25 protein-coding genes, 1 tRNA gene and 1 pseudogene are annotated in these 25,707 nt (G+C 62.5%); 22 read left to right on the top strand and 5 right to left on the bottom strand.

All coding sequences use genetic code 11. The features are described 5' to 3' along the window. Positions 1–17: 17 nt before the first annotated feature. Both J3D46_RS25125 and J3D46_RS04620 read right to left on the bottom strand, forming a co-directional pair. Positions 18–112 (bottom strand): annotated as a pseudogene (locus tag J3D46_RS25125) (recombinase family protein); the annotation flags it as partial. A gap of 143 nt (positions 113–255) precedes the next feature. After that, entirely contained in the window at positions 256–852 is a 597-nt protein-coding gene (locus tag J3D46_RS04620) for a TetR/AcrR family transcriptional regulator (RefSeq protein WP_231338753.1), read from the bottom strand. A 160-nt stretch (positions 853–1,012) separates the two neighbouring features. Between J3D46_RS04620 and J3D46_RS04615 the strand changes: the two genes are divergently transcribed. The 10 genes from J3D46_RS04615 to J3D46_RS04570 all read left to right on the top strand — a co-directional run bounded on the left by J3D46_RS04615 (position 1,013) and on the right by J3D46_RS04570 (position 10,963). Continuing rightward, complete coding sequence (locus tag J3D46_RS04615; protein ID WP_231338754.1) at positions 1,013–1,786, top strand: SDR family oxidoreductase; 774 nt, start codon at positions 1,013–1,015, stop codon at positions 1,784–1,786. Between the two features lie 95 nt (positions 1,787–1,881). Beyond that, entirely contained in the window at positions 1,882–2,778 is an 897-nt protein-coding gene (locus tag J3D46_RS04610) for a hypothetical protein (protein ID WP_231338755.1), read from the top strand. Beyond that, on the top strand, positions 2,775–4,379 hold the full coding sequence (locus J3D46_RS04605) for an FAD-binding oxidoreductase (protein ID WP_231338756.1): 1,605 nt from the start codon (positions 2,775–2,777) through the stop codon (positions 4,377–4,379). Before J3D46_RS04610 ends, J3D46_RS04605 begins: the two co-directional genes overlap by 4 nt. Beyond that, entirely contained in the window at positions 4,354–5,523 is a 1,170-nt protein-coding gene (locus J3D46_RS04600) for an acyltransferase (RefSeq protein WP_231338757.1), read from the top strand. Before J3D46_RS04605 ends, J3D46_RS04600 begins: the two co-directional genes overlap by 26 nt. Position 5,524: 1 nt before the next feature. Beyond that, positions 5,525–6,670: a sedoheptulose 7-phosphate cyclase gene (locus tag J3D46_RS04595; RefSeq protein ID WP_231338758.1), complete on the top strand. Its 1,146-nt coding sequence runs from the start codon at positions 5,525–5,527 to the stop codon at positions 6,668–6,670. Continuing rightward, on the top strand, positions 6,667–7,389 hold the full coding sequence (locus J3D46_RS04590) for a cupin domain-containing protein (RefSeq protein ID WP_231338759.1): 723 nt from the start codon (positions 6,667–6,669) through the stop codon (positions 7,387–7,389). Before J3D46_RS04595 ends, J3D46_RS04590 begins: the two co-directional genes overlap by 4 nt. Beyond that, positions 7,386–7,736: a hypothetical protein gene (locus J3D46_RS04585; protein ID WP_231338760.1), complete on the top strand. Its 351-nt coding sequence runs from the start codon at positions 7,386–7,388 to the stop codon at positions 7,734–7,736. Before J3D46_RS04590 ends, J3D46_RS04585 begins: the two co-directional genes overlap by 4 nt. After that, positions 7,726–8,886: an MFS transporter gene (locus tag J3D46_RS04580; protein WP_231338761.1), complete on the top strand. Its 1,161-nt coding sequence runs from the start codon at positions 7,726–7,728 to the stop codon at positions 8,884–8,886. Before J3D46_RS04585 ends, J3D46_RS04580 begins: the two co-directional genes overlap by 11 nt. 240 nt (positions 8,887–9,126) lie before the next feature. Beyond that, positions 9,127–10,254: a mandelate racemase/muconate lactonizing enzyme family protein gene (locus tag J3D46_RS04575; RefSeq protein WP_231338762.1), complete on the top strand. Its 1,128-nt coding sequence runs from the start codon at positions 9,127–9,129 to the stop codon at positions 10,252–10,254. Positions 10,255–10,264: 10 nt separating this feature from the next. Continuing rightward, positions 10,265–10,963, top strand: a complete 699-nt coding sequence (locus tag J3D46_RS04570) for a FadR/GntR family transcriptional regulator (RefSeq protein ID WP_231338763.1) — start codon at positions 10,265–10,267, stop codon at positions 10,961–10,963. A gap of 139 nt (positions 10,964–11,102) precedes the next feature. Here the strand turns inward: J3D46_RS04570 and J3D46_RS04565 are convergent. Beyond that, positions 11,103–11,185, bottom strand: a tRNA-Leu gene (locus tag J3D46_RS04565). Between the two features lie 385 nt (positions 11,186–11,570). Between J3D46_RS04565 and J3D46_RS04560 the strand changes: the two genes are divergently transcribed. From J3D46_RS04560 to pknB, 7 genes are read left to right on the top strand one after another with little or no spacing between them, the layout of a single operon-like run. Beyond that, positions 11,571–12,320 carry a DUF3662 and FHA domain-containing protein gene (locus J3D46_RS04560; RefSeq protein ID WP_231338764.1) on the top strand — a complete coding sequence of 250 codons (750 nt, stop codon included), beginning with the start codon at positions 11,571–11,573 and terminating at the stop codon, positions 12,318–12,320. A gap of 5 nt (positions 12,321–12,325) precedes the next feature. Next, positions 12,326–12,805 carry an FHA domain-containing protein gene (locus tag J3D46_RS04555; protein ID WP_090822625.1) on the top strand — a complete coding sequence of 160 codons (480 nt, stop codon included), beginning with the start codon at positions 12,326–12,328 and terminating at the stop codon, positions 12,803–12,805. Positions 12,806–12,808: 3 nt separating this feature from the next. Further along, positions 12,809–14,500 (top strand): PP2C family serine/threonine-protein phosphatase, encoded by a 1,692-nt coding sequence (locus J3D46_RS04550; RefSeq protein ID WP_231338765.1) that lies wholly within the window; start codon positions 12,809–12,811, stop codon positions 14,498–14,500. After that, positions 14,497–15,927 (top strand): FtsW/RodA/SpoVE family cell cycle protein, encoded by a 1,431-nt coding sequence (locus J3D46_RS04545; protein ID WP_231338766.1) that lies wholly within the window; start codon positions 14,497–14,499, stop codon positions 15,925–15,927. Before J3D46_RS04550 ends, J3D46_RS04545 begins: the two co-directional genes overlap by 4 nt. Continuing rightward, positions 15,924–17,381 carry a penicillin-binding transpeptidase domain-containing protein gene (locus J3D46_RS04540; protein ID WP_231338767.1) on the top strand — a complete coding sequence of 486 codons (1,458 nt, stop codon included), beginning with the start codon at positions 15,924–15,926 and terminating at the stop codon, positions 17,379–17,381. The genes J3D46_RS04545 and J3D46_RS04540 overlap by 4 nt, the downstream gene beginning before the upstream one ends. Next, positions 17,378–19,213, top strand: a complete 1,836-nt coding sequence (locus J3D46_RS04535) for a protein kinase (RefSeq protein WP_253465305.1) — start codon at positions 17,378–17,380, stop codon at positions 19,211–19,213. The genes J3D46_RS04540 and J3D46_RS04535 overlap by 4 nt, the downstream gene beginning before the upstream one ends. Before the next feature lie 10 nt (positions 19,214–19,223). Further along, entirely contained in the window at positions 19,224–21,119 is a 1,896-nt protein-coding gene (pknB, locus tag J3D46_RS04530; RefSeq protein ID WP_253465301.1) for a Stk1 family PASTA domain-containing Ser/Thr kinase, read from the top strand. Between the two features lie 48 nt (positions 21,120–21,167). Here the strand turns inward: pknB and J3D46_RS04525 are convergent, their stop codons facing one another. Further along, the gene (locus J3D46_RS04525; protein ID WP_231338770.1) at positions 21,168–21,809 is read right to left on the bottom strand and encodes an aminodeoxychorismate/anthranilate synthase component II; all 642 of its coding nucleotides are present in this window, start codon (positions 21,807–21,809) and stop codon (positions 21,168–21,170) included. A gap of 170 nt (positions 21,810–21,979) precedes the next feature. Continuing rightward, positions 21,980–22,792, bottom strand: a complete 813-nt coding sequence (locus J3D46_RS04520; RefSeq protein WP_374110762.1) for a class E sortase — start codon at positions 22,790–22,792, stop codon at positions 21,980–21,982. Positions 22,793–22,965: 173 nt separating this feature from the next. Here J3D46_RS04520 and J3D46_RS04515 point away from each other — a divergent pair, with 173 nt between their 5' ends. Genes J3D46_RS04515 through J3D46_RS04495 form a run of 5 tightly spaced genes read left to right on the top strand, consistent with a single transcriptional unit; the run spans position 22,966 to position 25,644 of the window. Beyond that, complete coding sequence (locus tag J3D46_RS04515) at positions 22,966–23,220, top strand: cell division protein CrgA (RefSeq protein WP_159700295.1); 255 nt, start codon at positions 22,966–22,968, stop codon at positions 23,218–23,220. Positions 23,221–23,265: 45 nt separating this feature from the next. Continuing rightward, positions 23,266–23,775, top strand: coding sequence for a methylated-DNA--[protein]-cysteine S-methyltransferase (locus J3D46_RS04510; protein WP_253465298.1), 510 nt, complete (start codon positions 23,266–23,268; stop codon positions 23,773–23,775). After that, positions 23,775–24,305 carry an RNA polymerase sigma factor gene (locus J3D46_RS04505; RefSeq protein WP_253465297.1) on the top strand — a complete coding sequence of 177 codons (531 nt, stop codon included), beginning with the start codon at positions 23,775–23,777 and terminating at the stop codon, positions 24,303–24,305. The genes J3D46_RS04510 and J3D46_RS04505 overlap by 1 nt, the downstream gene beginning before the upstream one ends. Continuing rightward, on the top strand, positions 24,302–24,931 hold the full coding sequence (locus tag J3D46_RS04500; protein ID WP_253465294.1) for a methylated-DNA--[protein]-cysteine S-methyltransferase: 630 nt from the start codon (positions 24,302–24,304) through the stop codon (positions 24,929–24,931). Before J3D46_RS04505 ends, J3D46_RS04500 begins: the two co-directional genes overlap by 4 nt. Continuing rightward, a complete protein-coding gene (locus J3D46_RS04495; protein ID WP_231338774.1) occupies positions 24,928–25,644 on the top strand; it encodes an alpha-ketoglutarate-dependent dioxygenase AlkB in 717 nt (238 codons plus the stop codon). Before J3D46_RS04500 ends, J3D46_RS04495 begins: the two co-directional genes overlap by 4 nt. The last annotated feature ends 63 nt before the right edge of the window (positions 25,645–25,707 follow it).

Genomic DNA, 25,707 nt, shown 5'->3' with positions numbered 1-25,707 from the left:
GAATCGGTGGTGCATGTGGCTTCGAACTCGGCCACCATGCCCAGACGTTGAACAGCAGCTTTCCCACCGGATCGTGCGGGTCGTAGACGCTCCCACCGAAGTTGAGGGCCACCGTCCAACGGGCGCTGACCGGCTTTTTCCATTCGCCTATTGCCGGAGTTCTTCGGAGCGATGGTGGGTTGGATTGGCTGCCCCGCCCCTGTTGCACCACGGCGGCCTGAACTTGGTCTTCATTGTGTCCGGCCGTGTCGTTTGTCAGGCCCCGATAGCGGCGATGGCGTAGTGGGCGATGCGGAGGAGGTCCTCTTTGCTGGCGCCGTCGCGGGCTTGCTGGCTCATTCCTTGTAGTGTCGCTCCGACGAAGGCTGCCATTGCATGGGTGTCGGTGCTTTGGGGGATCCGGCCTGCTTCGCGATCCCCGGTCAGCGCCTCTGCCATGGCCAGGATGTTGTCGTTGCGCATTTTGGACAGCCGTTCTGCGACGTGGCGGTTCGCGGAGGTCACCGCGACGGCGGAGCTGATCACCAGACAGCCGCCCGGGAACGTCTTGGACGGGTAGTGGTCGGCGGCTTCCATGAGCAGCCGCCGCATAAGTTTCAGCCCGGAGTCTTCTTCTGCGAAGGCGATGGACATGAAGCTTCCGTGGGTGGCGTTGTAGTGATCCACAACGGAGAAGAAGAGGTCTTCCTTGGAGCCAAAGGCCTTATAAAGGCTGGGCGGATTGATGCCCATGGCCTTCGTGAGCTCCGCAAGTGAGGTGCCCTCGTATCCGCTGTCCCAGAAGACCAAAGTGGCGGCTTCCAAGGCATCATCGATATTGAATTTCCGCCCTTGGCCTGCTTTTCCTGACATCGTCGTCCTCTCGTCGTTCCTCTCAAGAAGAGCCCCCAGCAGCAGGCATCTATTCCCGCCGCCTCCACGAGAGTGGTTTTTCATAATGTGGTCAGCGCCACACATATGTTTTCGAAATCTTTCTTGTAGTGATCGCTAAACGTATGTAAGTATCTCATTCATGAGCGAAACACACAAAGACCACATCGCCGTCGTGACTGGAGCCAGCCGAGGGATCGGCGCGGCAATCTCCTCCCGCCTTGCCACCGCAGGCTTGACTATTGCTGTCCACTACGGACAGGACGGGAAGGCGGCTGCGGAAGTAGCGGCCTCCATCGAAGCCGCCGGAGGAAAGGCTTTCCCTTTCCAGGCAGATCTCGGGACCGATACCGCGGCCCAGGATTTTTGGGCCTCCTATGACAAAGCCGCTGCCGAAGCCGGTGTCTTGAACCAGCCCATTCACGTTCTCGTGAACAATGCCGGGGTCACCTTGCGGGGGGCCATCGAGGACTTTAGCCGGGAAGATTTCCTTACCCAGCAGGCCATCAACGTCAATGCGCCCTACTTCATCGTCAAGGAAGGGCTGCCCCGGATCGCAGACGGGGGACGCATCATCAACATCTCCTCCGGCGTCACCCGCATAGCTTTCCCGGAAATCATTGGATACGCCCTCACTAAGGGCGCCATTGAAGCCTTCACCCTGACCCTCGCCAAACACCTCGGGCCCAGGGAAATCACCGTGAACTCGGTCGCCCCGGGTGTCGTTGACACCGACATCAATGCTGGTTGGCTCCGCGGCAACGAAGAAGCCCAGGCCGGGGTAGCTGCCAGCAGTGCCCTGGGCCGCGTGGGCCAGCCCGACGATATTGCGAGCATCGTGACTTTCCTTGCCTCCGACGAAGCGCGTTGGATCACGGGGCAGAAGATCGACGCCACCGGCGGCACCAACCTCTAACACACCGCACTATCTGGACGCTTACCGCGTCCTGAAGCGTCACATCCGCACAGGGCCCAACCTAGGCCTGACTCGCATCACATCCAGGGGGAATCATGAACAGTGCCCAAATTCGTGGCATTGACCATTTCGGTCTCACTATCAGATCGCTTCGCCAAGCGATCCACGACCTTCGGAACGCCCTTGGCGCTGAGGTCTGCTACGTAGAGGGCCCGATCACTGATCGGGAACCCGGTTGGATGGCGGCGAAACTGGGAGCCCGGGGAACCTGCTCATTGACGGTGGCCGCAATGAATGTTCGCGGTATCAACCTCGAACTTTTCGAATACGTCGGCGCCGAACGCCGCTCCTGGGACACTCCTCCGGGAGCGGCGGGCAGCTTCTTCCTCATTTTCCAGACCCCGAACCCTGACCGCGTGATCGCCAGGCTTTACAACGAGAACGCGACAGTCCGCCCCATCGAGCACCCGATCAACGGGTATGAGGTAGCACTGCCTTCCGGGATCAATCTGGCAATCCAGTACAGACCAGTGCAGCGTCTCCTCGGAGCAGTTGCGCTGAGCCGGTACGACTTCGCGACGGCCCAGCACGAACTCACATCCACGCTCGGTTTCAGCCAACAGGAGGCCACCACCGCATTCGGGGCCACCGGTTACCTCTTCGCCAGCGACCATGGACTGCCAGTCGCAGTACTCCATGGGAACTCTCCTTCACCCCGGCCAGCCAACAGCGACCTGGGCGGCCATCACGTAGCGTTCCACGCCGACCACGTGGACAAGACGGTCAACTCCATTCGGAACATCAGCGGCTACACCACTTTGGGTGAACCCGAGACCATCATTGACGGACCCATCGCAGGAGACAGGTGGGTGTACCTCAACTCTCCATTCGGGCTCCAACTCGAGATCATCAACATGCCCGACGGCACCCTGCCCTATGAAAGGGACGCTGCTGCGCTCCGGACCCCCATCGCGATCGGAGCGTTCTCTTGAGCCACACCGCCTCCCGCCGGTCGATGCTCAGCGCAAGCGGCGCACTGCTGGGCGCTATCGCCCTGAGCGGTGTGCCAGCGCGCGCCCAAGCCGCCGAGCCCCAAACCCGTACCAGGGGCTATCAAGTCATCACCTCTGTCTCCGAACAGTTCGATGACCTGCAACAAGGCACGAACCTGAGGTGGAAAGGTGAAGCCGAGCGCATCGCCTTCCCACGCACGGCAGCCGAGGTCGCCGAAGAACTTCGCGCCGTCCTGCGGCTGGGACTGCGTCCTTCTGCCCGCAGCGGAGGGCACTGCTACGAAGGATTCGTCGCCAACCCGGCCGTGAAATCCATCATCGACCTTTCCGCCATGGACCAAGTCCGCTGGGACCCGGAGATGAATGCCTTCGAGGTAGGAGCCGGCGCGCAACTCGGGCTGGTCTATCAACTGCTCTACAAGCAATGGGGCGTCTACGTTCCCGCAGGGAACTGCCCCACTGTTGCTGCCGGCGGCCACATCGCCGGCGGCGGTTACGGATCAATGAACCGCCGCGACGGCCTCGTCGTTGACCACCTCCTCGCCGTTGAAGCCGTTCACGTCCGCAAGGACGGTTCCGTCGCGATCAGTCGCGGCACCCGGGACCCGAAGGACCGACACCACGAACTGTGGTGGGCCTACACGGGCGGTGGGGGCGGGAACTTTGGCATCGCGACCCGGTACTGGCTTCGCAGCCCCTCAGCCACGGAGAACCGGCCGGAAAAGGCCTTGCCTTCACCTCCGCGTCATGTCTGGCTCAGCACTGTGTCCTGGTCCTGGGCTGACATCGATGAAGCAGCATTTACCCGGCTGCTGAACAACCACGGCCAATGGCACGAAAGAAACGCAGCCCCCGGAACCCCGGAAGCAAACCTTTTCGCCCAACTGAAAACCTGGCACCGTTCCAACGGTTTTATCACCATGGACACCATCGTTGACGCAGCAACCCCTGATGCTGAAGGTGTCCTGGACCGCTACCTGACAGCCGTGTCGGAGGGAGTGCCCGCGGCGAAGGTCACCCAGCGCCGAATCGTGCCGTGGATGCAGGCCACGCAATGGACCGGGTTCACCGGACCCGACTCCACCCGCCGGTTCAAAGGTAAGTCAGCGTACCTGCGTCGTACATTCACACCCGAGGCGATCGCCGCTGCCTACCGCGGCCTGAACGATCCAAGGATCGCCAACCCGGGAGCGCTGCTGATGATTGCCTCCTACGGAGGTGCCGTTAACAGCGTCGCCCCGGACGCGACAGCCGTCCCCCAACGGGACTCCATCATCAAATTCCAAGTGGTCTCCATCTGGGACAACCCCGAAGATGACAAAGCCAACGTCACCTGGACCCGCAACACCTACCAGGGCATGTTCGCCTCCACCGGCGGAGTCCCTCCCCTGAACTCCACAGCAGATGGTGCCTTCGTAAATTACGCAGACACGGACCTGGACGACAGCGCCTGGAACACCTCCGGACTAACTTCGTTCGACCTTTACTACAAGGGCAACCTGCCACGCCTCAAACGCGCACGCGCCGCCTACGACCCGAAGGGAGTGTTCTCCCATGCCCAAAGCATCCCTCTTGCCTGAACCAACCGGCACGCTTCCGGTAACTGCACGCCGCCTTGACGCCCTGACGGGACTCCGCTTCTACGCCGCGCTGCTCGTTTTCGCCTTCCACATCAGCCTGAGTCGCTTTTACCTCGGCGATTCGGACATAGTTGAACCGCTGCAGTTCATCCTCAAGAACGGTGGATGGTTCGGCGTCACGTTCTTCTTCATTCTCTCCGGGTTCGTCCTCATGTGGTCTGCCCGCGCCGGGGACACTCCCGGACGGTTCATCTGGCGACGAATCGCCAAGATCGTCCCGAACCATGCCGTGACCTTCTTCCTCGCTCTGGCCATCGGAGGGCTCGGGGCCTCCACGATCGGTGAAGCGGTCGCCAACCTCCTGCTGATCCACGCCTGGATACCGGCCGACACCGCCTTCTTCAGCATCAACCACCCCAGCTGGTCGCTCTCAGCCGAACTTTTCTTCTACGTCGCGTTCCCTTTTGTGCTGCCACTGGTGAACCGCATCCCACGGCACGGCCTCCTCCTCATCGGCACCGCACTGATAGGACTGATCACTCTGGCACCGCTGGCCGCCGGGCTGCTCCCCGCCGGAGAACTCTTCGGTCCCAACCATGCCCAATCGCCACTGTTCGGCGCATCCATCCCACAAATCTGGGCCGTCTACGCACTGCCACCGGTCAGGCTCCTCGAATTCGCCCTGGGCATGCTCGCAGCCCGGGCCGTCCGCGAGAGAATCCTGCCTACCATCCCGCTGGGGCCAGCCCTTCTGGTTGCGGCGCTCGGCTACGGGGGGTCCCTCTTCCTCCCCATTACCTGGCAAATGGACGCCGCCTACGTCATCCCCGTGCTGCTGCTTGTCATCGCCGCAGCGCAAGATACCTCCCCACCGGGGATCTTCGCTTCCCCCGCAGCGGTCCGCCTGGGCGAATTGTCCTTCGCGTTCTACATGGTCCACGACATCGTCCTGACCCTGACCCGCTCCATCGTCGGGTCGGCGGCGCTGCAGCCCTTGCCGGCAGCCTTAACCATTCTTGCCGCCTTCGTGCTCAGCCTCGGCTGCGCCTACCTGCTCTGGCGGCTGGTTGAAGTCCCGGCCAACAACGCACTGCGTTCCCGCAACCCCTTCTCCGCACGACCCACCATCTCCCGAGAGGCCTGAAATGACTACCATCAACCGCGCATGGACCGTCTCCGCCCAGCAGGACGTCCAATACCGGGTAGAAACCACCTTTGACATCCTTGACCCGGCCAACCCGACTTTGGTCGATGGAGAGCACGGCTCACGACGACTCATCGTCACCGACACCACCGTCAATGATCTCTACGGCGAGAGGATCCGCGCCTACGCCGCAGCGAACCTCTCCGAATACAAGATCCTGGTATTGCCCCATGGCGAAACGAACAAACGCTGGAGCGCAGTAGAAACCGTCCTCGAAGCCATCGAAACCTTCAAGCTCGACCGCCGTCGTGAACCCGTGATCGCCATCGGGGGCGGAGTCCTCACCGACATCGTAGGATTCGCCTGCAGCATTTACCGCCGCAACACCCCTTTCGTCAGAGTCCCCACCACTCTGATCGGAATCGTTGATGCAAGCGTCGGAGTCAAGACCGGAGTGAACTTCCAGACCGGCAAAAACAAAATCGGCACCTACTTCGCCGCGTCCCGCAACCTCCTCGACACCTCCTTCCTCAGCTCCCTCGAGCAGCGCCACGTCTCCAACGGACTCGCGGAGATTCTCAAAATCGCTCTGGTTAAGGACGAAGAACTGTTCGCCCTGCTCGAAGAGCACGGCGCGGCTGCACTGGCCGGCCGGTTCCAACAGCACACCGAGGCCCAACAACAAATCATCGACAAAGCCATCAGCGGGATGCTGGAAGAGCTGGAACCCAACCTCTGGGAACAGACCCTGGAACGTTTGGTCGACTACGGCCACACTTTCTCCCCCACCGTGGAAATGACCGCCTTACCTGAACTGCTTCACGGTGAAGCCGTCTGCCTGGACATGGCCCTCACCACCGCCATCAGCGTCCACCGGGGTCTGGTAACCCCGGACGAAGCCAGCCGGATATTCAGGGTCATGCGCACACTTGGTTTGCCTGTCACCCACCCCTCCATGAGTGTCGATGTCCTGGTCCAGGCACTCATCGATACAACCCGCCACCGCAATGGACTCCAGCGCCTGCCTCTGCCCACCGGGATCGGCGCGGCTATCTTCGTCAACGACCTCACACCCCTCGACATCGAAGCAGCACTAAACATCCTCACCGGCGCCGATAACAGGGACCTGGAAAGGTCGGCGGCATGAACACCCCCACCAAAGCGCCTCCACGGCCCCGCACCCCCAACGGCCACGCCACGGTCCTTGGCGTCCACGGCGCCGCAGGCACCACCGGATGGAAGGCCTTCTATACCCGACGCGAGCTCGAATCAGCGACAGAAGCCGTGGAATGGGCTACTCTCCCGCCGGGTGGGGTCAGCGGTGAACACCGCCACACGCGTACCGAGGAAATCTATTTGATTCTGGAGGGAACGGGTGAGTTTTTCCTTAATGGCACAGCGCATAAGGTCAGCCCCGGGACCCTCGCCTTGACGACACCGGGGAACACCCACGGCCTGCGAAACACCGGCTCGACGACGCTGAACTGGTGGGTCATTGAAACCCTCACACCACACACCCAGAGCTGCCTCGAAGGCAGCCACCGCACAGAAAGGCCGCCCATGCCTGCCCGGATCCATGACCTCCATGCAACCCCCAGCGTCGACACACAAGGGACCTTTGACGGGCCATTGGCCGCCATCGAACGGCACACCCTCACTCCAGAACAAAACATGAAGCTCGGAAAGCCCGGCGCCGAAATCGCTGGCTTCCTGAACACCGGCAGTGCCACACTTTCATTCGCTGACACGACCGCCACCATCGATGCACCAGCATCGTTCCTGGTGCCCAACGGATCGCCTGCCGTGCTGACAGCAACCTCCAACGTGGAATTGTTTGCCGTAGAGCTCAGGACCCCCGGCTCATGATCATCACCACACCGGACCCGGCAGATTACTGGAGCTGCTTGATCCGCCGCGGAATGCTTCACAGCGAAACGGAAGCCATCGAGCACTGGAGGCTGGCCCCTCAGCAAAGCCTGGCCCTGGGCGAGCAAGGCGTGCACGAAGCGTTCATCATTCTCTCCGGTCAGGCGGATATCGAAGGCAGGAAGCTGTCAGCGGGGTCCGTGCTGCTTGCGCCAGCTCAAGAGCAGGGAACGCTGCGGGCCGAGACGGAAACTATCCTGCTAAGCGTCAGGACCTACCCTCAGACGGTCACCAGCAACCTCCCGCCCAGAGTTCCCGAGCTACCCGAAAGTGAACGTGCCATCTGAAACGCGAAGGGCAGGGCAGCTCACCGCCTGGGCCCTGCCCTTCGCACTCTTTTTTGCCGTCACAGTCGAGATGGCCCCCACCGGTGCGCTGGAACACATCGCCAGGGCCTTTGGTTCAGACATTGGAACAGCCGCCGCCGGTTCGAGTCTCTACGCCTTCAGCACCGCACTGTTTGCGCTTCCGCTTTCAGCCCTGGCCCAACGATTCAATCTCCGCAAGACAGCAATCCTCACCGCCGGCATCTTCGCAGTCCTAGGCCTCGCCACCAGCGCTGCCCCTGACATGTCCACTTATCTGGTCCTCCGAACAATCCAAGGAGCCGCCCACGGCGCGTTCTTCCCCTTGGTCCTGGCCCTGGCAGCCGCGGCCTCACCAACCAACACCGGCAAAGCAACCGCCAGGGTACTCCTGGGTAACGGCTGTGCCCTCGCCCTCGGCGTACCGGCTGCTGAGGCGCTAAGCTCCATCGACTGGCGGATCCCCCTTGCCTTGGCGTCCTGCGGCGTCTTCGCAGCCATGATCTGCGCGCCCCGACCACAACCAAGTCCTCCACAGGCAGAGCTCGCCACGAAGGCAGGATCCAAGGGCAGTTTTGTGCCCATAGCTCTCATCCTTGCCGTGGCACTGGCTGGACACTTCTCGTACTACACGTTCCTCGCACCCATGGCCACCCACGCGGGAACCCAACCGTCCCTTGTCCTTGCGGTTTACGGAGGAGCCGTCATCATCGCGACAGCACTCTCCGGGCGCCTGGCCGGGAAAAGACGACTGCAACGAGCGTTTATCGTCATGGTTGCCGAAGCTGTCATCCTCGCTGGTGCCGCCCTGCTCGCAGGACCCGTCCTGGTGTTCACAACTGCAGCCATGGCAGGAACGTGCTTCGGTTTGCTACCCACACTCATGCAGTCAGAAATCCTCGACCGCTCGCGCGGAAACCAGACCATGGCCTCCGGAGCCGCAGTAGTCGCGTTCAACGCAGGAATCGCCGCCGGATCCGCCGGCGGAGCAGCACTGGTGGGCACCTCCGTCCAGTCCCCCGCGCTCGTCGGCTCATGCCTTCTCGGCTTCGCCGCGATCATGCTGGCCTTCGTCCACAACAGATTTAGGGCAAAACAGCCGGAGGCTTTGCCTAAAGCAGCCGTTCACTGATCGCCTCGTGTCCCACTTCCTTAGTTGTGGGGCAGCCGCGTCCGCTGGCACGGACGAAAGCCCCGGACCACTTTCCTCAAATCGAAGGGCCCCTCCCGGCCATAACGAGAACGGCCCCGGGGAACAGATGGGTCTGCGAAGCCTCGGCAGTCGCCACCACAACCCCCACACTCTTGTAGTACAAGTGCATAACTTGTATCCTAAGTGGCAGGCAAGGATGCCGCACCCACGAGGAGAACCATGAGCACCGTAGATCTGATCCGCCACGTCAAGCTGTCCACGGCACGTTTGCCCCTCACCGTACCCATCAGCGATGCGAAAGTCTTCACCGGCAGGCAGAAGCCCATGACCGAAGTGGTGTTCCTGTTCGCCGAGATCACCACGGAACAGGGCCACAGCGGCATCGGCTTCAGCTACTCCAAGCGCGCTGGCGGGCCCGCGCAGTACGCCTATGCCAAGGAAGTCGCAGAGGGCATCATCGGCGAGGATCCCAATGACATCGGCAAGATCTATACCAAGCTCCTCTGGGCCGGTGCCTCCGTGGGCCGGTCCGGCGTGGCAACCCAGGCCCTGGCGGCCATCGACATCGCGCTCTACGACCTCAAGGCCAAGCGTGCCGGGCTCCCCCTTGCCAAGCTGTTGGGTTCCTACCGCGACTCCGTGCAGACCTACAACACCTCAGGCGGCTTCCTCAACGCCACCCTGGAAGAGGTCAAGGAACGCGCCACTCAGTCCATCAACGACGGCATCGGCGGCATCAAGATCAAGGTTGGCCTGCCCGACTCCAAGGAGGACCTGCGCCGGGTGGCCGGAGTCCGCGAGCACATCGGCTGGGACGTCCCGCTCATGGTGGACGCAAACCAGCAATGGGACCGCGCCACAGCGCTGCGAATGGGCCGCCAGCTCGAGGAATTCAACCTCGTCTGGATCGAAGAACCTTTGGACGCCTACGACTTCGAAGGCCACGCGCACCTGGCCCAGGTCCTGGATACGCCCATCGCCACCGGTGAGATGCTCGCGTCCGTCGCGGAACACAAGGGCCTCATCAACGCCAACAGCTGCGACATCATCCAGCCGGATGCTCCGCGCGTTGGCGGTATCACCCAGTTCCTGCGGCTCGCGGCCCTGGCGGATGAACGCGGACTCGGCCTGGCACCGCACTTCGCCATGGAAATCCACCTCCACTTGGCTGCCGCTTACCCGCGTGAGCCCTGGGTGGAGCACTTCGACTGGCTGGACCCCCTGTTCGAGGAACGCCTGGAGACCAAGAACGGCCGCATGATCGTCCCGGACCGCCCCGGACTGGGCGTCACCCTCAGCGGGCAGGCCCGCGCCTGGACCACGGAGTCAGTGGAGTTCGGCGCGTAATCTTGAACCCATGAGCCGAAACCTGACCGCGGATCTCGCCGCCGACCTTCGCAACCGCATCGTCGACGGCGCCATCCAGCCAGGTGAGAAGCTCCCCAGCGAAAACACCCTCATCAGCGAGTTCGGGGTGAGCCGGACCGTGGTCCGCTCGGCGCTGACCCGCTTGCAGGCCGAGGGTCTCGTGGAAACCGAACGTGGGCGGGGCAGCTTCGCGCTGACTCCGCCGGCGGAAGGACCCGCTGCGGCGCCTGGATCACGGCCCGTTTCCAGCATGGAAGACCGGCTGCAGATGCTCGATTTCAGGATCGGCGTCGAGACCGAAGCCGCGGCTTTGGCCGCGCGCAACCACACCGAACACCAGCTCAAGGCCGTCCACGGCGCCCTGGAGCAGTTCACCGCGAGTTCAGGCCACCCCGCCCACTCCATGAAAGCGGACTTCGAGTTCCACCGGGCCGTTGCTGCGGCGTCCGGCAATCCCTTCTATACGGACTGCATCTCAGCCCTTGGCCAAACCATGATCACCATGCCCCGCCCGCGCCTGGTCGCCAGCGAAGATCAAGAATCCCCGGAACGCTTTGCGCAGGTGGTCCACGAACACTCCTCTATATACGCAGCAATTGCGGAGGGCGACCAAGTGGCTGCCGCGGCAGCGATGCGCCTGCATCTGGGCAACTCACGACGCCGGTTCACAGGTTCTGCGCGCGGCTGACGGTCACTCGCGCCTCACCCAACCAGGTAACAGCACCTCGCTCCTACGAAGCGCCAATGGAGCGTTATCTGTCACCCAGTTGGGATCCCGTATAAAACAAAAGAGCCCCAGTCCTAAGACTGGGGCTCTTTCAATTGCGTGCGCGAGGGGGGATTTGAACCCCCACACCCTTTCGGATACTGGCACCTGAAGCCAGCGCGTCTGCCGTTCCGCCACTCGCGCGCAACTTCTTTTTCTGGACTTTTGCCGGTTTCCCAGCTTCGTTTCCTTCAAAAGCAGCGAGATCAAGCATAACGGACATTCCCGGCAAAACACCAATCGAGGCCAGGAGGGCCCCACCGGGAGGCAGAAGAGCCGCCGGAAAGGCCGCCTACAAGGGTTGATTCCCACGAAATTTTCATGCCCCCACTCCCGCGCCAGCAAGCGCCGGGCGCGAACTTTTCCGGGTCGCAAGGCGTTGTGGATTAAGGCCATTCCCAGTCAGTCCCAGTAGTATCGGGAAGTGGAAGGGCCGTCAGGCGCGTACTTCGCCGTGTGCGCAGACGGACCAAACGATGGACTATCGGACCAGGCGCATCGGGTGCCGCGGCAAGGAAAGGAGAAGGACATGGGTTTGCTGGACAAAGTCGAGCGCGGCATTGAAAAGGCCGTTCGCAACGTCTTCTCCACGGGGTCGCGTGCACGTGTTGAGCCGGTGGAGATTGCGAGCAAGCTGAGGCGCGAGTTGGACAACAAGTCCATCACCATCGCTGCCGGCCGTACGCTCGCTCCCAATGTTTTCGATGTCCTGCTCAGTGACGAGGATTTCGCCAGGGCCCAGGAATGGGGAACACCCCTCGCCGAGGAGTTGTGCGACGTCGTCATCCAGCATGTCCGCAGCCAGGGCTACACCCTTCAGGGCGCTGTCCGGATCTCGTTCCGTCGGAATGACGAAGAGCGGGCAGGACATTTTGAGATCACGTCCCGGACCGAGAAATCTTCCGATGACGCTGGCCCCGCTCCCCAAGCCCCGCGGGCCCACGTCCCGGCAGCCCCGGCACGGCAGCCCACCCGCCTCCAGCCCGTTCTGGACATCGGCGGCCAACGATATTCCCTCAACGCCCGCTCCGTAGTGCTGGGCCGCTCCTCGGAAGCCGACATCCTTGTGGATGACACAGGCGTCTCCCGGAAGCACCTTGAAGTACGCACGGAGAATGGCAGCACCTGGGCCGTTGACCTTGGCTCCACCAACGGAAGCTACGTCAACGGCCATAAAGTGAACGGCAGCGTAGAGCTCACAGACGGCTCGACCATCACGATGGGACGTACCAAGATCATTTTCCGCCTCCTCCCCCAAAACCAGGGTGGCAACGCGTGAACGACATCAGCGAACTGACCATCACAGCGCTTCGCTTCGGTTTCCTCCTGTTGCTGTGGGTCCTGATCTTCAGCATCGTGACCACCATGCGCCGTGATCTCCAGATCGGCCGCAAGGCCGTCACCGGAGCTCCCACGGCCCGCGAAGTTCGCAAGCATCCGGAACTGGCCGCGTCACCGCCGCCAGCCATCCAGCATGCGCGCACGCTGGTGGTCACAGAGGGCCCCCTCAAGGGCACCACGGTCCCCCTCGCTGCCAGCCCCATCCTGCTTGGCCGTGCCCAGGAAGCCACCCTTGTCCTGGAGGACGATTACGCTTCCGGCCGGCACGCCCGACTGTTCCCGCAAGGCAGCCGGTGGTTCATCGAGGACCTCGGCTCCACCAACGGCACCTACTTGGCCGATCAACAGCTCACCCGCGCATTGCCGGTTGAGCTTGGCGTCCCCGTGAGAATCGGCAAGACGGTCATTGAATTGAGGCCGTAGTCCATGGCCTCCCCCGAGACCCCCGAAGGCAAGGAGAAGCCCGCGGAGCGCCCACTCATCATGCGCTACGCGGCCCGCTCCGACGTCGGACGGATCCGCTCCAAGAATGACGACTCCGCATACGTGGGCCGCCATCTTGCAGTCGTGGCCGACGGCATGGGTGGTCACGCCGGCGGCGATGTCGCCTCTGCATCAACGGTGCTGGACATGATCCACCTGGACCATGACGACTATCCGGATGGCGCAGAGACAGTCCTTGCGGACGAAATCCAGACCGCCAACTCCCTTCTTTCCGAGCTTGTTCACCAGAACCCAAAGCTCTCCGGCATGGGTACCACGGTGACCGCCCTCCTGCTTGAAGACCGCAAGCTCCACTTCGCGCACATCGGCGACTCGCGCGCCTACCGCCTGCGCAACAAGAAGTTTGAACAAGTCAGCGTGGACCACACCTTTGTGCAGCGCCTGATAGATGAGGGACGCCTCCGTCCGGAGGAAGCCGAGACGCATCCGCACAAAAACGTCCTGATGCGAGTCCTCGGAGACGTTGATGCCAGTCCAGAGCTGGATCTGGACATCCTGGACGTCGAACCCGGCGAACGCTGGCTGCTCTGCTCCGACGGCCTCAACTACGTTGCGGGACATGTCGTTGAACGCATGGTGCGCGAGACCAAGGACCTGCGCGAATGTGCGGAAATACTGGTGGATCTGACGCTGGAAGCCGGCGCCCCGGACAACGTCACCGTGGTGATGCTGGAGATTGCCGAAGAGACCGACGACGACGTCAACACGGCCGCCGTCGACGTCGTTCCGGCCGCAGCGCTTGCCGAGTTGGACGAACCTCAAGCAGTCACGGCATCCAAGTCTCCCGAAGGTCCTTCCGCGACCAAGCCGGCTGAGGATCCGAAGTCCGGGTCCAAGGCAAAAGCCGCCCTGGCGGCTGACGCTGGATCATCGTTCAGCGCGGGTGACCCGACCAGCGACGCGGACGAATCCGTTGAGGCGTCCAAATCCCCGGACGATTCCAAAGAACCACCCACCACCACCGACCCGCACCTCGGTGAGCACCTCTCCGCAGAGGTTTTGCGCGAAGAATTGGCCAGCCGTCCCCATGAACTGGTAGGCGCAGCGGCCACAGCTGCAGAGACAGGATCCATACCGACTGTTGCCGGCAGGACAGTCGCCCGCAGGGCTGCCACGGTCCTCACGCACAAGGCCGAGCAGGACCGGCTGGACGTCGAGGAGCCCACGCGGCGCCGCATCCGCTGGCTGATGCCGGCCGTCGCAGCTGTTGTTGTGGTGGGTGTCGTGGTTGGCCTGTGGCTTGGCTACGCCTGGACCCAAACCCGTTACTACGTGGGCGAATACGATCAGCGCGTTGCCATCTTCAACGGAATTTCGCAGCGCCTCGGTCCCATTCAGCTTTCCCGGCTTGAAGCCGTAACCGACATCAGGGTGGATTCATTGCCGGAATACGGCCAGCAGAGCGTACGCCAGACAGTTCCGGCGGGTGACCTCGACGACGCCCAGAGCATTGTGGAGAACCTGAAGAACACGGGCAGCGCTTCGGCCAACTGCCCCACGACTTCGGCCACATCGACGCCGACGCCATCTCCCACCACCACCGTGCCCGTGCCTAGTACTGCGGCCGTTGCCTCGCCTTCGCCCGTACCGACTCCCTGTGGGGCGGCCAAGTGATACAGACTGAAACTGCACCTAAACCGCGCCGCAACGTTGAGCTTGTCCTCATCGTGCTGGCCCTTGCCGTCGGTGTCGGCGCGAGTGCCTTGGTGAGCATCAACTCCGATGTCGGGTTGGACCGGGACTTCTGGTTCCAGTCGAGCCTGCTCGCAGTTGCCGCCTTTGCCTTCCATGTGGTCCTCAGGCTCCGGGCGAAATATGCCGATCCGGTAATACTTCCCATCGTCGTAGCCTTGAACGGCTTGGGTTTGGCGCTGATCCACAGAATGGACGGCCCCGGCGACGACACCGGCAACAACCAGCTCCGGTGGACGCTGATCGCCATGGCAGTTTCCATCGCCGTGATCTGGTTCCTCAAGGACCACCGGATCCTTCGCCGTTTCACCTACATTTCCCTGGCCGTCAGTGCGTTCCTGCTGCTCCTGCCCTTGATTCCGGGCATTTCGGCCGGCGAAATCCTTGGAGCCCGCGTGTGGATCCGAGTGGGACCCATGACGTTCCAACCCGGTGAAATCGCCAAAATCACGCTGGCAATATTCTTCGCCGGGTACCTTTCCTCCAACCGGGATCTCATCCTCCTGGCCGGTCGGAAGATCGGCCCCATGCAGTTCCCGCGGTTCAAGGACCTCGGGCCCATGATCACCGCCTGGTTGGTGAGCATCGGCGTCCTGGTCTTCCAGCGCGACCTCGGCTCATCCATCCTCTTCTTCGGCCTGTTCATCGTGATGATCTACGTGGCCACCAGCCGTATCTCCTGGGTTGTCATTGGCTTGCTGCTGATTCTTGGTGGCGGCTTCATCGCCTCGCAGATCTTCTCCCACGTAGCCTTCCGAATCGACAGCTGGATCAACGCGTTCACACCGGAGGTCTTCGGCAGGTCACCCGGTGGCAGTGGACAGATCGTCGAGGGCTTGTTCGGAATGGCCGACGGCGGGCTGGTAGGAACCGGCTTGGGCCAAGGCCGGCCGGATCTGGTGCCCTTTGCCAACAGCGACATGATCGTGGCCCTCATTGGCGAGGAACTCGGCCTGATCGGCCTCTTCGCCGTGGTGATGCTCTACCTGCTTCTGTTTACCCGCGGCTTCCGCGCTGCCTTGGGAACCCGTGACGCATTCGGCAAGCTGCTGGCGTGCGGTTTGTCCTTTGCCATTGCCCTGCAGTGCTTCGTGGTCATCGGCGGCGTCACGCGGCTCATTCCGCTGACGGGCCTGACTACACCGTTCCTGGCGGCCGGTGGCTCGTCGCTCCTGGCCAACTGGATAATCGTCGGCCTGCTGCTCATGATCTCCAACACGGCCCGCGGACCCGTGGACACAACCCCCATGGTCGGTAAACCTCCGGCCAGCAGCAGCACGCCGGGCACGCGTAAACCGGCCACAGGACAGACACCAAGCGCACCAACAGAGGCGGTGAAGCAACAATGAACCAGGCTATTCGTAGCTCCTGGATGGCCGCAGTGGCCATGTTTGCGTTGATCTTCGGCGCTATCAGCTATGTCCAGGTCATTGGCGCTGACGACCTCAACGACAACCCCTGGAACCAGCGGGCCGTCCTGGCGTCGTTCTGCAACGAGCGCGGCTCAATCATCGTGGGCGGCAAACCAGTCGCGGAGTCTGTCCCCGGAACCGAGTCCTGCGCCTTCCAGCGCAAGTACAACCAACCCGAGCTGTACGCCGGCGTCACCGGCTACTTCTCCAAGTTCTTTGGGTCCACAGGTTTGGAACAGTCCATGGGAGAGACCCTTGCGGGCAACTCCGACCAACTCTTCCTGGATCGAATGAGCCAGATGTTCCTGGGCAATGAGCCCAAGGGTGCTTCGGTGGAGCTGACGCTGGATCCTGAAATCCAGAAGTTGGCGTTCGACCTCATCCCCGACGGCCAGCGTGGATCCATCGTGGTTACCAATCCCAGGACCGGGGCTATTCTGGCTATGGTCTCCAAGCCCTCCTACGATCCCAATCTGATCGCCACCCATGACCGTGCCGCCGCAGATGCCAACTACAACGAACTGAACCAGGTTCCGGGAATTAACCTGAACCAGAACGTCAGCGGTCCAACAGGGAACCTGCTGTCACCTGGCTCGGTCTTCAAGCTCATCGACACCGCTGCCGCGCTGAATTCAGGCAAGTACAACAAGGACAGCGAGTTGCCGAATCCCAGCAGCTTGCCGTTGCCCGGATCCAGTGCCAGCCTGCCAAACTACGCCGGCGGCAATTGCAACGTCCGTGAAACGGCAACCTTCGTCTTTGCCCTGGAGCAGTCGTGCAACACTCCGTTCGCCAGCATTGCCCTGGACCTGGGACAGGATGCCATCCGCGATCAGGCACAGAAGTTCGGCTTCGGCGAGACCTTCGGCGATCAGCTCAAGCTCCAGCAGGCAAAAAGCATCTTCCCCGAGGACCTGGACCAGGCCCAGTTGGCCCAGTCTTCCGTAGGTCAGCGGGACGTCAAGGCCACTCCGCTCCAGATCAACATGATGACGGCGGCCATTGCCAACGGCGGTGTGCAGATGAAGCCGAATTTGGTGGAGACCGTCCGCGCTCCTGACCTCCGCGTCATCAGCGAACTCAGGCCCGAGGCCCTCCGCACCAGCACCACCCAGCCCATCGCAGCGCAAATCACCGAGTGGATGACCAGCGCCGTGGACAACGGCATTGCCAAGGGAGCAGCCGTTTCCGGCGTCAAGGTGGCCGGCAAGACCGGTACCGCGGAACTCGGCGATTCAGGTTTGAACAACTCATGGTTTACCGGGTTCGCCCCGGCAAACGACCCGCAAGTAGCCGTCACCATCGTCATGGAAGGTGTGGATGTGCTCAGCGGTGCCCAGCTAACCAGTCCGAACGCAAAGAAGATTTTTGAGGCGGTGTTGAATAAGTGAGGCCTACTTCGGGAATCACACTCGGCGGCAGGTTCCAGCTGACCAGTCGCATTGCGATTGGCGGCATGGGCGAGGTCTGGAAGGCCAAGGACCAGATCCTCGGCCGGATCGTTGCCATCAAGGTGCTCAAGGAGGAATACACGGGGGACCCCGGCTTCCTCCAGAGGTTCCGTGCCGAGGCGCGTCACACCGCCCTGCTCAACCACGTGGGCATTGCCAACGTCTTCGACTACGGCGAAGAAGCCGGCTCGGCCTATTTGGTCATGGAGCTCGTCCCGGGACACCCTTTGAGCGGAATCCTTGAGCGAGAGCAAGTGCTGTCCCCGGATATGACGCTCTCCATCATCGCGCAGACTGCCCGCGCCCTTGCCGTTGCGCACGCACAGGGCCTGGTCCACCGCGACATCAAGCCGGGCAACCTGCTGATCACGCCGGACAACCGCGTCAAGGTCACCGACTTCGGCATCGCCCGCCTCGCGGACCAGGTTCCGCTGACACAGACCGGCCAGGTCATGGGCACTGCCCAGTACTTGGCTCCTGAGCAGGCCACCGGCCAGACCGCCACGGGTTCCTCGGACATCTACTCACTGGGTGTCATCGGCTACGAGTGCCTCACCGGCCACCGTCCGTTCTCCGGCGAATCGCAGATTGCCATTGCCCTGGCGCAGGTGAACGACGCACCGCCGCCCCTCCCGGAAACCCTTCCCACGCCTGTCCGTGCCCTCTTGATGTCCATGCTGGCCAAGGATCCCAAGAACCGTCCCGCCAACGCCATCAAGCTGGCCGAAGCCGCCGACGCCATCCGCAACGGAGACATCGCTACGGCCCACGCCGCCGTACCCGGCATGTTGCTTTTCGAATCCACTACCGGACCCATCACAGCGCCGGTGGACACCGCAACGGCACCCACCGGCGTCGTCACCTCGCCTTACGGTAAGGAGCAGTCGTCGACGGCGACCTCCGCACTTCCGGTGCTGGGTGCCGGGGCTGCCGGGGCTGCTGTTGGGGCAGCTGCAGCCGCATCCGACAACCCTCTGTCACGCGCGAATGCCCTGGAGGCAGAGCGCCAACTGAACGACGAAGAGGAAGTTGCCTACAGCGACGACGAGAACTTCGACGATCGCGAGCCGGAACGCAAGAAGCGCAGCCCCTGGACCTGGCCGATGGTTGCCTTGATCCTGCTGGTGCTGTTCGCGCTGGTTGGTTTCCTGATCACCCAGTCCGGATTCTTCTCGCCGAGCCCCAGCCCGAGCCAGTCCACCACTGCCAGCACCAGCCGGAGCGCCAGCCCGACGTCGACGTCCGCCACGCCGACGCCTACGCCGACCTCGGAGTCACCATCTCCGACGCCCACGCAGACCACGCCGGAGAAGATCAACGTCATCCCTGAGCAGTACCTTGGCCAGCCGTTCCAGACCGTCAGTGCGCAACTCCGCGACCTGGGCCTTGGCGTCAACGGTGTGGAGGTCTTCAACCCGGCCGTTCCAGGGACCGTGGTGGATCTCAACCCCACCGGACCTGTTGATCCGGGACAAACCATCACGGTTCAGTACTCCAAGGGTCCTGAAGCCGTTGCCGTCCCCACCATCAGCGTCGGAGCCAGCGAGTCATCGGTCCGGGCGGCCATTGAGGGCGCCGGATTGCGGTGGGTAGCCGGGGATCCCGTGAACGGAGCCGTGGGCCAGCAGGCCGGCACGTTCGTGAGGTCTTCGCCGGCCGCTGGAGCCGAGGTTCCCGCAGGTTCTACAGTGACCTACTTCCTTTCCAGGGCCGTTGTACCCACCAACCCCGGTTCCTCGAGCGCCAGCCCCAGCGGCAGCCCGAGCAACTAACTGATCCGCCATGTCTACGCCACGCCACGGTCCCGCGCATCGAGAGGAGAGCACACCTGTGTCTTCACAGCGCATCCTCAACGCCCGCTACGAGCTCGGTGAGCTGATCGGTCGTGGCGGCATGGCGGACGTATACCGGGGAACGGATACTTTGCTGGGGCGGACCATCGCTGTCAAGGTCCTGCGTGCGGACCTTGCCCGCGATCCCCAGTTCCAGGCCCGGTTCAAACGTGAGGCCCAAGCCGTCGCGGCGTTGAACCATCCGTCCATCGTGGCCATCTTCGATACCGGCGAATACTCCGTACCGGGGGGTCCCGGCGAGGATGTCCGCGTGCCGTACATCGTCATGGAATACGTCGCCGGCCGTACCCTGCGGGACATGATCAAGGCGAACGAACTGGGTGTGGAGAATTCCATCGGCTTCACCCTGGGTGTCCTTGCCGCACTGGAGTACAGCCACCGGGCAGGTATTGTCCACCGCGATATCAAGCCGGCCAACGTCATGGTTTGCGCCGACACCGGGGACGTCAAAGTCATGGACTTTGGCATCGCACGTGCCATGGCCGATTCCGCTGCCACCATGACCCAAACACAGGCCGTCGTCGGCACGGCACAGTACCTTTCACCGGAGCAGGCCCGCGGTGAAACCGTGGACGCACGCAGCGACCTCTACTCAGCCGGCTGCCTCCTGTACGAATTGCTGACCAGCCGTCCACCTTTTGTGGGGGACAGCCCGGTCTCGGTGGCCTACCAGCACGTCCGCGAAATTCCGGACATGCCCAGCGCCCACAACCCCGATGTTTCCGAGGCCCTCGATTCTGTCCTTGCCAAAGCCCTGCAGAAGAGCCGGACAGACCGTTTCCAGGACGCTGCGTCCTTCCGCCGCGCACTGCGCGCGGCAAGCAACGGCATTCCTGTCCCCGCAATGCCACCCAGCGAGGCACCGACCGATCCGAACGACCTCGTGGACCAGGACGACCCGGCCACCCAGATCCTGAGCTCCACCGCCGTGGGATTCCTGGCCGCCGATCAGGCCAGGGACGAACCCGCTGACCAGCCCCAGGAAGAACCCCTTCCCTTGGGCCTCCCACCGGAACGCGAGCGGACCGCGGGCCAGAACAAACGCCGTCGTACGTGGATAGCAACCTTGGTGATCTTCACGCTGATCGTGCTGGCCGGTGGCGGATTCTGGCTTTACAGCCTCATGAACCTGCAGCCACCGCCCCCTGCAAAGATCGCCGTGCCCGTGGTGGCCAACATGTCTGAATCCCAGGCCATCCAGGAACTATATTCAGCCAAGTTGGTACCTAAATCCGTGCGCGAGGCCAGCGACTCAGTGGCCAAGGACATGACCATCGGCACGTCTCCCACCGCGGGCTCCATGCTGGACCAGGACGCCGAGGTTGTCCTGAAAATATCCAGCGGACCCAACTCGGTGACCATCCCCGCCGACATCGTAGGCCGCACGGAGTCGGATGCGAGGGACGCCTTGCGCAGGCTGGGCATCACTGGTGACATCGTGACCGTCCGAACCCACAGCGCTACGGTTCCGATCGGCCTGGTCATCAACACTGGCCCGGCCCCGGGCGGCGCAATCGCCATCAGCACCAAGGTGGAACTTCAGGTTTCCTCTGGCAAGGTCCTCATGCCGCAGCTGATTGGGCTGCCCCTGGCCGAAGCGGAAGCTTCACTCAAGACCAACGGCCTGCCCATGGTGGTTGCGGAGCAGGAAAACTCGGAAGTCGCGCCGGGCACAGTGACGGCCCAGAGCGAGACGTTCAACACCGAAGTGGATCAGGGAAAGTCGGTCACCATCACGGTTGCGAAGGCTCCTGCTCCGAGCCCCACGCCAACCCCGACGCCCACAGACAAGCCGACCCCTAAGCCGACGGCCACCAAGAAGTAGCGGCCTGCTACCGCTCACCGGCCCGCAGCAGGTCGGGCTTCCGTTGGCCTACTGCTTGATGAGCGGGCTCAGCTTGGATGCGCGTTCAGCCGCTCCGGCCATCCCCAGGGACTCCAACCAGTTGCCGAGCATCTGGTAGCCACCCTCTGTGAGGACCGATTCCGGGTGGAACTGCACACCGCACAGTGGTGCGGTCTTGTGCTGCAATCCCATCACCACGCCGTTGGTGGTCTCTGCGGTGATCTCCAGGACGTCCGGAATGGAATCGCGCACCGCTGCGAGTGAGTGGTAGCGCGTGGCCGTCACAGGCGAGGGGAGGCCTGCGAAGACGCTCTTACCTTCGTGCCGGACAGGGGACGTCTTGCCGTGCATGAGTTCGGGCGCGTGGGTTACCACGCCACCGTACGCCTCCGCGAGGGCTTGGTGCCCCAGGCAGACGCCGAACATGGGTTTACTGTTCTCGCCGCACCACTTGATGAGCTCGATGCACACGCCGGCTTCGGCAGGGGTTCCAGGACCGGGCGAAACGAGGACGCCATCGCGGGCTGCTGCGAGCTCCGTGGCCTCGGCAAGAGTCACATCGTCGTTGCGGACCACGGTTGTCTCGGCGCCGAGTTCCTGGAGGTATCCCACCAGGGTGTAAACGAAGCTGTCGTAGTTATCTACTACAAGAATTCTTGTTGTGCTCATGGTTGCTGCACTAAACCAATCGTCGAGTCAGTCAAAGTGGTGAATTGGGAGAACCAGGGGAAGAGGAACTGGACCATCAGTATCAGTGCTACCGCCACCAGTACCAAGCACGTCAGGATCCTCACCCACACGGGTCCGGGCAAGTTGCGGAAAATCCACGAGTACATCCGTTACCCCTTTCCTTGTACCTTGGCTACTTGGGCGGCGATTTCCGACGGCGGTCCTGCAGAGGCCGGTTGCCAACCCTCCATCACGGAGTAGGCAATGATCCGTTCCTGCGACCCAAACCGCGGGTTGCAACTGGTCATGGTCAGAATGCGTTCCTTCGGCACGATGCCCGGTTGCGTTGGTACTGGCATGAGGACGTCAGTGCGGTTGGGAAGCACGATCTGGTTGTTGCGGAAGACATAGGTGTAAAAGCCGTCCGCTGTCTGAACGTAGATCTTGTCCCCGGGAACCAGCGTATGGATGCTGTCCAGGACTGCTCCGTGCGTTTGCCTGTGGCCCGCAACCGCGAAGTTGCCGATGGCTCCGGGCATGCTGGTACTCCCGTAGCGGCCAAGTCCCAACGTATCCAGGACGTCCGCACCGGTGCCCTCGATGATGGGCCTCGTGTAGTCCGCGCCGAAGCGGGGGATGTACATAATCCCGATCGTTTCCCCGTTTGCAGGAGCCGTTCCCACCACCGGAGGTCCAAAGTCTGCCTGATTGGCCGGTGCTGCCGGAGTTACGGGTCCGGTGAGGTCCTGCGCGAAGCTCTGGACTGCCTCATTCTGCTTGGCGTTGGCTTCAACGTTGGTCCACCACAGTTCCCAGCCCACGAAGAGCAACAGCACAATACCTGCCGTAATGAGGAGTTCACCCAGGATCTGGCTGATCTTGCGGATGACATCGGACGCGCGGAGTTGCCTGCGCGGTTCCTGCTCCTGCCCTCGCCGGCCCGACGGCACGGCAGAAGCCGCCGTCGTCTGCTGGTGCGCCACGGGGTCTCCTCGATTCGGGCACGGGCGCGGGCGGGCGGACCCCGAGTTGCGGCTAGACTTGACAGCTAGAACCAACCCGGAACGCCGCGTGGCCGTTAACCGCTGGAAATTTCCTTCCTGCAGGATATCAAGGCTGGCCGGAACCGGTATGAACCTACAGCCAAGGAGGATCCGTGCCCGAGTCCAAGCCCCGCAAGCGGCCTGCCCGTCAGGCCCAGCAGACTTCCGCCGCGCAGCAGTACAAGCCCAACCCGGTTTGGTACAAAGCCGTCATGTTCGGCCTGATGATCCTCGGCCTGATCTGGATCATCACGTTCTACATCACAGAAGGCCAGTTCCCCGTCCGCGACTGGGCATCATGGAACATTGTTGCGGGCTTCGGCATCGCGATTGTCGGCTTCCTGATGACCACCCGTTGGCGCTCCTAGGAAACCCGCACCTCACAATTCCGTGCCCGTGAACGTCTACAAGGTATGAGCATCCGGCACACCACCATGGATTCCCCGTTGGGGCAGTTGACGCTGACTGCCAACGGGGAATTTTTGACGGGCATCTTCTATGAGGGCCACTGGCACCTGCCGCCACCCGACTACTTCGGGGTCCCCGCAGGGATCGAGGATCCGGTATTCGCACTGACCAGGATTGAGCTCGATGAGTATCTGGGCGGACACCGCACCGTTTTCGATGTTCCTTTTGAAGCGCGTGGAAACACCTTCCAGGAGAAGGTCTGGTTGCGGCTGCAAGATATTCCCTTTGGAGAAACCGTCAGTTACGGCGAGCTGGCCACTGAACTGGGCGATCCGCATCTTGCCCAGGCCGTTGGGTCGGCGGTGGGCCGCAACCCCATCAGCATCATCATCCCGTGCCACCGCGTGGTGGGACGCAAGGGTCAATTGACCGGATACGCCGGTGGGCTTCGGAACAAGCGCTTCCTCTTGGAGTTGGAAGAGCCAGCAGCCGTGAGAGAGGGCAAACTTTTCTGATGAAGGCCAGGCAGTTGATCACCAAAAAGCCCTTCGAAGCAGTGGTCCAGGAAAATGGCGTCACCGTGCTTCGAGTGTGCCGTGCAGTCCTCGGCGTGCACGATGCCGACGACGCCTGGTCCGATACCTTCCTTGCGGCTCTTCAGTCCTATCCCGACCTCCCTCCGGAGGCCAACGTGCAAGCTTGGCTTGTCACCATCGCACACCGTAAATGCATCGACCATGTGCGTGCCGGAGGTCGCCGTGCCCTCCCGGTGGACTCACCGCCGGAGCAACCGTCCCGGCTTGGCATCCCCGGTGAGGGGCATGCCGACCTCGTGGACGCCGTCGCGCACCTTCCACCGAAACAAAGACAGGCCGTGGCGTACCACTACCTTGCGGGGCTTCCCTACGTGGACGTGGCTGCGATTCTTGGAGGAACCCCCGAGGCCGCCAGACGAGCCGGATCAGACGGCGTCAAAGCCCTCCGCAGTGCTCTGGCTGACCTTCCTGCTCTGGCACATTCATCTTCGAAAGGAGAGATCCGTTGACCATCGAACAAAGCCTGGACCACGGCGATGTAACCTCGCTCCTGGAACCCCTCGATGCTGGACTTGAACTTGCCCTCACCAGCCTTCGCGCCCGTCTGGCCAGCGACGCGCAACTGACCCACACTTTGGACGTTGCATACCGGGTGGTGGACTCACCCGTGGGGAAACTCCTCCTGGCCGCCACAGACCGTGGAATAGTCCGCGTCGCCTTTGAAGTGGAAGACCACGGCGACGTCCTGCAAGTTCTTGCCAACACCGTCAGCCCCCGCATCCTCCAGGCGCCTGCGCGTTTGGATGATGCTGCGCGCCAACTCGACGAGTACTTCAACGGCACCCGGACGGAGTTCGATCTCATCCTGGATTTCCGGTTGTCCCGCGGCTTCCGCCTGAATGTGCTGCAGCATTTGCCCCGCATCGCCTATGGCCACACCGAAAGCTATGCGGAGGTCGCTTTGGCCGCCGGCAGCCCCAACGCAGTCCGCGCCGTCGGAAGCGCCTGTGCCACCAACCCACTGCCCGTCATCGTCCCATGCCACCGCGTAGTGAAGTCGGACGGCAACTTCGGCGGCTATCTCGGCGGGGCGGATGCAAAACGAGCGCTTCTCACCCTGGAGGCAGCCGCTTGAGCGAAGATGCACTGTTTCCGCTGCAGTTGGTTCAGCCGGAAAACCACGACGCCGGTCCTCGCCTGGTTGCTCCAGGCGCGGTTCACGTGCCCGGCTGGCTGAGCCTGGAGCAGCAACGGTGGATAGTGGAACGATTTGGCGAGTGGACACAAGGACCCGTGCCGCTCCGCGCAGCGACTCTTCCTGGTGGGCACAAGATGTCGGTGCGCACCGTGTGCCTCGGCTGGCATTGGCAGCCCTACAAGTACACCCGGGAAGCCACCGACGTCAACGGTCGGCCTGTGCTCGATTTCCCTGACTGGATGGTCCGCCTGGGCCGTAAAGCCGTCGCCGCAGCCTTTCCTTCCGGAGGCGAATCAGATGGCGCCTTGGCCCTCTCCGTTAGTGACTACACACCCGATGCCGCCTTGGTGAACTTCTACGACAACGGCGCGGCCATGGGGATGCACCAGGACAAGGATGAACGTTCCAGCGCCCCAGTAGTGTCCCTCAGCATCGGTGAGACGTGCGTTTTCCGGTTCGGTAACACCAAGACCCGAAACAAGCCGTACACAGACGTTGAACTCCGCTCCGGAGACCTTTTCGTATTCGGTGGGCCGTCCCGGTTCGCGTATCACGGCATTCCCAAGGTGCTCCCCGGAACGGCTCCAGAGGAAAGCGGCCTGTCGCACGGACGGATCAACATCACCATGCGGGTCACCGGATTGTCTTGAGGCGGTAATTCCAAGGCACCGAGCGTTGGAGCATCCAGCACCAGAGGCATTGAATGTCGGAGG

This window comes from Paenarthrobacter sp. A20, from assembly GCF_024168825.1.
Classification (GTDB): domain Bacteria; phylum Actinomycetota; class Actinomycetes; order Actinomycetales; family Micrococcaceae; genus Arthrobacter.
Note: the sequence above shows the minus strand (reverse complement) of the source record. Positions and strands in the feature narration are given on the sequence as shown.

Bases quoted from the DNA above. Each gene is read 5' to 3' on its own strand.
- J3D46_RS04540 (WP_231338767.1), top strand. From the start codon at position 15,924: ATGAACCAGGCTATTCGTAGCTCCTGGATGGCCGCAGTGGCCATGTTT.
- J3D46_RS04600 (WP_231338757.1), top strand. From the start codon at position 4,354: ATGCCCAAAGCATCCCTCTTGCCTGAACCAACCGGCACGCTTCCGGTA.
- J3D46_RS04570 (WP_231338763.1), top strand. From the start codon at position 10,265: ATGAGCCGAAACCTGACCGCGGATCTCGCCGCCGACCTTCGCAACCGC.
- pknB (WP_253465301.1), top strand. From the start codon at position 19,224: ATGTCTACGCCACGCCACGGTCCCGCGCATCGAGAGGAGAGCACACCT.
- J3D46_RS04505 (WP_253465297.1), top strand. From the start codon at position 23,775: ATGAAGGCCAGGCAGTTGATCACCAAAAAGCCCTTCGAAGCAGTGGTC.
- J3D46_RS04525 (WP_231338770.1), bottom strand. From the start codon at position 21,809: ATGAGCACAACAAGAATTCTTGTAGTAGATAACTACGACAGCTTCGTT.
- J3D46_RS04575 (WP_231338762.1), top strand. From the start codon at position 9,127: ATGAGCACCGTAGATCTGATCCGCCACGTCAAGCTGTCCACGGCACGT.
- J3D46_RS04560 (WP_231338764.1), top strand. From the start codon at position 11,571: ATGGGTTTGCTGGACAAAGTCGAGCGCGGCATTGAAAAGGCCGTTCGC.
- J3D46_RS04585 (WP_231338760.1), top strand. From the start codon at position 7,386: ATGATCATCACCACACCGGACCCGGCAGATTACTGGAGCTGCTTGATC.
- J3D46_RS04615 (WP_231338754.1), top strand. From the start codon at position 1,013: ATGAGCGAAACACACAAAGACCACATCGCCGTCGTGACTGGAGCCAGC.
- J3D46_RS04610 (WP_231338755.1), top strand. From the start codon at position 1,882: ATGAACAGTGCCCAAATTCGTGGCATTGACCATTTCGGTCTCACTATC.
- J3D46_RS04590 (WP_231338759.1), top strand. From the start codon at position 6,667: ATGAACACCCCCACCAAAGCGCCTCCACGGCCCCGCACCCCCAACGGC.
- J3D46_RS04595 (WP_231338758.1), top strand. From the start codon at position 5,525: ATGACTACCATCAACCGCGCATGGACCGTCTCCGCCCAGCAGGACGTC.
- J3D46_RS04510 (WP_253465298.1), top strand. From the start codon at position 23,266: ATGAGCATCCGGCACACCACCATGGATTCCCCGTTGGGGCAGTTGACG.
- J3D46_RS04550 (WP_231338765.1), top strand. From the start codon at position 12,809: ATGGCCTCCCCCGAGACCCCCGAAGGCAAGGAGAAGCCCGCGGAGCGC.
- J3D46_RS04620 (WP_231338753.1), bottom strand. From the start codon at position 852: ATGTCAGGAAAAGCAGGCCAAGGGCGGAAATTCAATATCGATGATGCC.